The organism is Reyranella sp., from assembly GCF_050185545.1.
In the GTDB taxonomy this organism is placed as follows: Bacteria; Pseudomonadota; Alphaproteobacteria; order Reyranellales; family Reyranellaceae; genus Reyranella.
Map to the genome: position 1 here is coordinate 2,360 of NZ_JBFWZI010000239.1, position 6,862 is coordinate 9,221.

Sequence of the window (6,862 nt, forward strand, 5' to 3'; positions counted from 1 at the left end):
GGGAGAATGGGCGCAAGGGCGGGCGCCCGAAGAAGATCGCGCAGCGATGATGTTGCGGGTCGGCTATGCCGTTCGCTTCTCAGAACGAACGAGCGAGCAATAGGAAGTCTCGCACGGCCATAGTAGCGTAGCGGCCGTTGTCCCAGCTTGCCGTGGTCCCGCCATGTCCGACAATCCGCCGATCGAATTCGACTTTCCAAACCTGCGGCGCTGGGAGACGGGCGCGGCGCCGTACATCCACGTCAGGGAAAGCGGAAAGCCCGGGCCGACGGTGATGGTGACGGCGCTGACGCACGGCAACGAGGTGTCGGGTGCGGTGGTGGTCGATGCGCTGCTGGCGGCCGGGCTGGCGCCGCGCCGGGGCACGCTCATCCTCGCCTTCAACAACATCGACGCCTATCACGGTTTCGATGCCAGGTCGCCCTTCAAGTCGCGCATGGTCGACGAGGATTTCAACCGCGTGTGGGGCCGCCTCGACCAGCCGCCGACGACCGCCGAGATGAAGCGTGCGCTGGTGGTGAAGCCGTTCGTCGAGCGTGCCGACCTGCTGCTCGACCTGCACTCGATGCACGACGATTGCGTGCCGCTGATGCTCTCCGGCCCGCTCGACAAGGGCGTCGCGCTCGCCCGCCGGGTCGGCGCGCCGGTCGACATCGTGCGCGATGCCGGCCACGCCGCCGGCATGCGCATGCGCGACTATGGCGGCTTCGGCGATCCCAACAGTCCCAAGAATGCGCTACTGATCGAGACCGGCCAGCACTGGCGCGCTTCGTCGGTGACGGTCGCCAAGGACGTAACCGCGCGCTTTCTTGCCGAAAGCGGCGTGGTCGATGCGGCCGACCTGCCGGCGGGCTGGCGCCAGCCCGCGCCGGCGGCGCAACGCGTCGTCGAGGTGACGCACGCGATATCGACCAGGCGCGGCAACTACCAGTCGGTGCGGCCGTTCGCCGGCCAGGAAGTGATCGCGAAGGCCGGCACCGTGCTCGGTCACGATGACGGCGAACCGGTGACGACGCCCTACGACAATTGCGTGCTGGTGATGCCGTCGTCCAACCGGCCGCTCCGGGCGGGCGTCACGGTGGTCCGCCTGGGTCGGCTGGTTTGACATCGGGCCTGGCACCGCGAGGCCGCCGGATCAGGGACCTGAGCTCCGACAGCCGGATGATGCCGATCAGGGCGCCCACCCCACCATAGACGGCAGCCCCCAGCGCGCACAGGCCGAGCAGCGCGCTGACGCCGGCGAGATCGGTGCGCGCCAGGGTCGTCGCCAACACGCCCGTGCCGAGCCAGAGCGCGCCGCCCATGGCGATGGTCGCGACGATCACGCGAAACGTCCGCGACAGCAGCCTCGGATCGGGTACCCATTGGCGGCGCCGGCGCAGCACCGCGGCGAGCAGGAGGGCGTTCAGCCAGCCCGACAGGGAGGAGGCCAGCGCGATGCCGACATGGGCGAGCGTCGTGCCATAGAGGAACACGACGTTGAGAATGACGTTCACGACGATCGCGGTGGTCGCGACGTAAAGCGGCGTCCTGGTGTCCTCGCGGGCGAAGAAGCCCGGCGTCAGGGCCTTGACCAGCACGAAGGCGGGCAGGCCGACGGCGAAGGCGGCGAGCGCGCCGGCAGTGCGCCAGGTGTCCTCCGGTCCGAACTGGCCGCGCTGGAACAGCACGCGGGTCAGCGGATCGGCGAGCAACCACAGCGCCGCCGCCGCCGGCAAGCCGAGCAGCAGCCCGACCTCGAGGGCGCGATTCTGGTTGGCCATCGCCGCCTGCCGCTCGCCGGCACGCAGCTGGCGGGCCAGCAGGGGCAGCAGGGCAGTGCCGATGGCGATGCCGACCACGCCCAGCGGCAGTTGCGCCAGACGATCGGCGTAGTAGAGCGCCGAGATGGTGCCGACCGGCAGCAGCGAGGCCCACACCACGTCGAGCATGCTGCTGATCTGCTGGACGCCGCCGCCGATCGCGACCGGCGTGGCGAGTCTTACCAGTCGCGCCACGCGCTCGGTCCAGCGCGGCCGCACCAGGGAGAAGGTGACGCCGTCGCGCGCGCAGGCGAGCAGCAGCCACAGCCATTGCAGCAGGCCCGCGACGGCGACGCCGATCGCCGCGGCATAGCCGCTGTTGGGCAGGAACGGCGTGAGCCCGAGGACCGCGCCGATCAGCGCCAGGTTGAGCAGAATGGGCGTCGCCGCGACATGGGCGAAGCGGTCGATGCTGTTCAGCACGCCGCCATAGAGCGAGGTCAGCGAGATGAACAGCAGATAGGGGAAGGCGATGCGGCCGAACTCGACGGCGAGCGCGAAGGTCGCGGGCTCCTCGCGCATGCCGGGCGCCAGCGCCGCCACCACGGCGGGCATGAACAGGATCAGCAGCGCCGTGAACGGCAGCAGCACCAGCAGCAGCGCCGCGTGCGCCTGGCGGGCAAAGTCGACGGCCTCCTCGCGGCCGTGCGCCTGCAGCTCGCGCGCGAACAGGGGCACGAAGGCCGCCGAGAACGCGCCCTCGGCGAACAGGCGGCGGAAGAAGTTCGGCAGCTTGAAGGCGACGATGAAGGCATCGGCGACCGCGCCCGAGCCGAGCATCGCCGACAGTACGACATCGCGCAGGAAGCCCACGATGCGACTCAGCAGCGTGAACCCGCCGACGGTGGCGATGGCGCGGCCGAGGGTCATGCTCGTTCAGCTTTCCTCCCCAGCAGAGCTGGGGAGGAAGGGGATTGTGGAGCGTCCTCACGTCTGCGCCGCCAGCTTGAGCAGCGTCTCGCGGTCCTGGCTGGCGAGGCGCTTGTAGTCGGCGACGATCTGCTCGAGCTCACCGGGCGGCAGCACGGCGTCGAGCGAGGTGAATCCCTGGGGCGCGCGCTGCTCGACGATGTCCAGCATGACGTCGATGCCTTTGCGCCGGTTGCTGTCGACGATGCGAGCGGTCGGCGGCAGGCGGCGCTGCTCGTAGCGCTTCAGGGCCGCCTCCGGATCGCTGCCGAGGCTGAGTTCCTGGGTGATCGCCTCGCCGTCGAGGATCGCCTGCGAGGCGCCGTTCGAGCCGATCGGGTACATCGGATGGGCAGCGTCGCCCAGCAGGGTGACACGGCCGTGCGACCAGGCCGGCAGCGGATCGCGGTCGACCATGGGAAACTCGAAGATCGCGTGCGCGCCGCGGATCACCGCCGGCACGTCGAGCCAGTCGAACTTCCAGCCTTCGAAGCGCGGCAGGAAATCGGCCAGCTTGCCGGGACGGTTCCAGTCCTCGCGCGGCAGCATGGCGCCGTCGCCCATGTGGAGATCGCAGATCCAGTTGATCAAGGCCTCGCCGCGCTCGGCATGGGTGCGGCTGATCGGGTAGCAGACGAATTTCTGGGTGTGGTGGCCCGCCTGCACCATGGTGTTGCCGCCGAGGAACGGCTTGCCGACGGTGACGCCGCGCCACATCAGGATGCTTTGCCACTTGGGCGGCCCTTCGTCTGGATGGAACCGGGCGCGCACCGCCGAATGGATGCCGTCGGCGCCGACCAGCACGTCGGCCTCGACCGTCTCGGTGGCCATCCCGTCGCGATCGACGAAGCGGGCGACGACGCTTGCGCCCTTCTGCTCGAAGCCGGCGATGCGCCGGCCGAAGCGGATGGCGTCCCGGCCCAGCATGCGCTCGGCGCCGTGCAGCAGGATCATCTGCAGCTCGCCGCGATGGATCGAGAATTGCGGCCACGGCAGGCCGGCGAAGCGGCCGCGCGGATCGGCCCAGATCGTCTGGCCATGCCGGTTGGCGTAGCGCAGCTCGCGCGTCTCGATTCCCGTCGCCGCCAGCTCGGGCTCGAGGCCGAGGCTCGACAGGATGCGCACGGCGCCGGCCTGGATGTTGATGCCGACGCCGAGAGGGCGCAGCTCGCTCACCGCCTCGTAGACGGAGACATCGAAGCCCGCACGCTTCAGGCACATTGCGGCCGTGAGCCCGCCGATGCCGGCGCCGGCGATGATGATTTTCATGGCGTCAGGGTCTCATGGATCAGCAGCGCATTCGCGTTGGTGAAAAGATCATCTCCTCCCCGGCTTCGCTTCAGCTTTGCTGGGGAAGTGTCGCCGTCTTATGGCGAGAGAGGGGTCATGGGACATGGCCGGGAGCGCGCCACTCCGTGGCGCTCTTTCTTTGTTGCACGAAACATGAGCGCCACAGAGTGGCGCGCTCCCGGCGCATGACACCTCCGTCCGCGAAAACGCGGACACCTCCCCAGCGAAGCTGGGGAGGAGAAAGAAGAGCGCGTCCATACGCGACTATCCTGGCGCCTCACGGGTCGCGGCTCAGGCCGCGCGCCTGGAGGTTGGCCTCGTAGGCGGCCCAGCGCTCGGCCTGCTCCTCGCCGAGCTCGCGCAGGTACGACCAGCTGAAGATGCCGCTGTCGTGGCCGTCGTCGAAGATGAGACGCACAGCATAGTGACCGACCGCCTCGATGCTCGAGATGGTCACGCGGCGCTTGCCGGCGACGATCTTCTTTTGGCTGGGCCCGTGGCCCTGCACCTCGGCCGACGGGCTCTCGACGCGCAGGTACTCGGCCGGCAGGGCGAAGGTCCGGGCGTCGGAGAACTCGACCTCGAGCTTCGCTTCCTGGCTGAGCAGGCGCAGCTCGATCGGCCACGGCGCCGTCTCCGCGTCGTAGCCGCCCTCGGCAGGTGCCGATTTCGGGAACCTGTTCGGGAGCTTGGGTTCGGCGCTCATGGCGCATCCCTGATCTGGCGCGCCTCGCTTGCCAGCATGATCGGGATGCCGTCGCGGATCGGATAGGCGAGGCCGGCCTTGCGGCTGATCAGCTCGCCGGCCGCGGCGTCGTATTCCAGCGGGCCGTGCGAGACCGGGCACACCAGGATCTCCAGGAGCTTGGGATCCACTCCGGCGCGACGCGGCGGGGCGGGCTGGTCCGGCTGCTCTATCATGATGCAATCATCATACCATGCCGGGCTCCGGACCGTCAGTTGGCCCGCTGCGGGGGCGTCTCCGACGACGGTCCGAACGCGCTCATCTCGAGCAGCGCGATCAGGAGCTTGGCCCGCGCCGACGTGTCGGCCGCCTCGAGCAGCGCCTGCTTCTCGGCCGGGCCGAACGGCAGGACCATCGACAGCGAGGTCACCAGATTCGAATCGGCCGCCTTCTTCACCGCATCCCAATCGGTCGACAGGTTGCGGCCGCGGAAGAAGGCGGCGAGCGCCGCCATCAGTCGCTCGCGATCGAGCTCGACGAGCTCGTCGGCGTGGTCGAAATCGGCGCGATAGGGCGAGAACAGCGCCGAGACGCGGCGGTAGCCGCCCTGCGCCGGCTCGAGCTCGCGGCTGGTCTCGAAGCGGCAGACGCCGGCCAGCGCCAGCAGCAGGCGGCCGTCCTCGGTCTCGCTGAAGCTCACGATGCGCCCCGCGCAGCCGATCTTGTGGACCGGCGGGCGGCCGTCACCGGTCGGCAGGCCATCGCCGGCAAAGCCGCCGGGTTGCATGGGCTGAACCATGCCGATCATGCGATGGCCGGCCAGGGCGTCGAACACCATGGCGAGGTAGCGCGGCTCGAAGATGTTGAGCGGCAGCCGCCCGCCGGGCAGCAGCAGCACGCCCGACAGCGGGAAGATCGGCAGCGCCTCGGGCAGCTGCTCGAAGCTCGGCTCGAAGGGGCTGCGGCGCGACACTCAGGAAAAGAGGATGGTCGAGAGCCGCTTGCGGCCGTCGACGGCGAGGGGATCGGCGAAGCCCAGCGCTTCGAAGAATTTCAGAAGCTGCTGGCGGGCGGCCTCCTCGTTCCACTTGCGATCGGCCTTGATCATGGCGAGCAGTTCGTCGATCGCCTCCTTGCGCTTCTCGCCGGCCCAATAGGCCAGCGCGAGGTCGAGCCGCGCCTGGAAGTCCTTGGGGTCGGCCGCCGCCTTGGCCTGCAGGTCGCCGATCGGGCCCGCTTCCTTGGCCTTCTCGGCGAGGTCGATCGAGGCCCGCACGGCGACGATCTCGGCGTTGGTCCTGTCCTTGCTCTCGACCTGGCCCAGCAGCGCGCGCGCCTGCTCGAGGTCGCCCGCCTGCACGTGGTAGCGCGCCATGCCGGCAAGGGCGACGACATTGGTCGGCTCGACGCCCAGGATCTCGCTGTAGATGCGCACCGCCAGGTCGAAATCGTTCTGCGCCACCGCCGCCTTGGCATGCTCGAGCAGCTCGGCGATCTCGTCGCCGCCTTCGCCCGCCGCGCCGCCGGTCGCCTGCACCAGGCGGTCGACGAACTGCTTGACCTGGCTCTCCGGCACTGCGCCCATGAAGCCGTCGACCGGCCGGCCGCCGAAGAAGGCGTAGACCGCCGGGATCGACTGGATGCGCAGCTGCTGGGCCAGCATCTGGTTCTGGTCGATGTTGATCTTGACCAGCTTGACCGCGCCCTTGGCTGCCTTGACGACCTTCTCGATGGCCGGCTGGAGCTGCTTGCAGGGACCGCACCAGGGGGCCCAGAAATCGACGATCACCGGCACGGTGCGCGAGGCTTCGAGCACGTCCTTGGCGAACTTGGTCTGATCGCTGTCCTTGATGAGATCGGCGGGGGCAGCCTGCGGCGCGGCGCCCTTCAGCATCGGTTCCATGGATCCTCGAACGGGGGGAAAATGACGTTGCCCGCAATGTGGCCTCCGGCCCCCCGAGGCGCAAGGGGGCGGAGCAAAGGGGGCCGGGAGGCGGCGCGCGTCCCTCATCCTCCTCCCCCGTCATACGAGGGAGGCGGCCCGGAGGGTCGGAGGGGGAGAGCCCGGTCGAGATTTCTCCGATTCCGACGTCGGACTCAAAGAGATCTCCACTGCGGCAATTCCCCCTCCGCCCCGTATAACGGGGCGCCTCCCCCGATTACGCGGGAGGGATTT

7 protein-coding genes are annotated in these 6,862 nt (G+C 69.3%); 1 reads left to right on the plus strand and 6 read right to left on the minus strand.

The genetic code is table 11. The features are described from left to right. Positions 1-163 precede the first annotated feature (163 nt). The gene (locus AB7O82_RS34350; protein ID WP_428621447.1) at positions 164-1,105 is read left to right on the plus strand and encodes a succinylglutamate desuccinylase; all 942 of its coding nucleotides are present in this window, start codon (positions 164-166) and stop codon (positions 1,103-1,105) included. Here AB7O82_RS34350 and murJ read toward each other — a convergent pair. From murJ to AB7O82_RS34380, 6 genes are all read right to left on the minus strand, one after another. After that, a complete protein-coding gene (murJ, locus tag AB7O82_RS34355; RefSeq protein WP_428621449.1) occupies positions 1,074-2,672 on the minus strand; it encodes a murein biosynthesis integral membrane protein MurJ in 1,599 nt (532 codons plus the stop codon). The two genes, AB7O82_RS34350 and murJ, sit on opposite strands and share 32 nt — an antisense overlap. A 57-nt stretch (positions 2,673-2,729) precedes the next feature. Beyond that, on the minus strand, positions 2,730-3,980 hold the full coding sequence (locus AB7O82_RS34360) for a flavin-dependent oxidoreductase (RefSeq protein ID WP_428555699.1): 1,251 nt from the start codon (positions 3,978-3,980) through the stop codon (positions 2,730-2,732). A gap of 298 nt (positions 3,981-4,278) precedes the next feature. Next, positions 4,279-4,707 carry a gamma-butyrobetaine hydroxylase-like domain-containing protein gene (locus tag AB7O82_RS34365; RefSeq protein ID WP_428555702.1) on the minus strand — a complete coding sequence of 143 codons (429 nt, stop codon included), beginning with the start codon at positions 4,705-4,707 and terminating at the stop codon, positions 4,279-4,281. After that, entirely contained in the window at positions 4,704-4,922 is a 219-nt protein-coding gene (locus AB7O82_RS34370) for a Trm112 family protein (RefSeq protein WP_428621451.1), read from the minus strand. Before AB7O82_RS34370 ends, AB7O82_RS34365 begins: the two co-directional genes overlap by 4 nt. Before the next feature lie 35 nt (positions 4,923-4,957). Continuing rightward, entirely contained in the window at positions 4,958-5,659 is a 702-nt protein-coding gene (locus AB7O82_RS34375; protein ID WP_428555708.1) for an LON peptidase substrate-binding domain-containing protein, read from the minus strand. After that, a complete protein-coding gene (locus tag AB7O82_RS34380) occupies positions 5,660-6,589 on the minus strand; it encodes a tetratricopeptide repeat protein (protein ID WP_428555711.1) in 930 nt (309 codons plus the stop codon). Positions 6,590-6,862 lie beyond the last annotated feature (273 nt).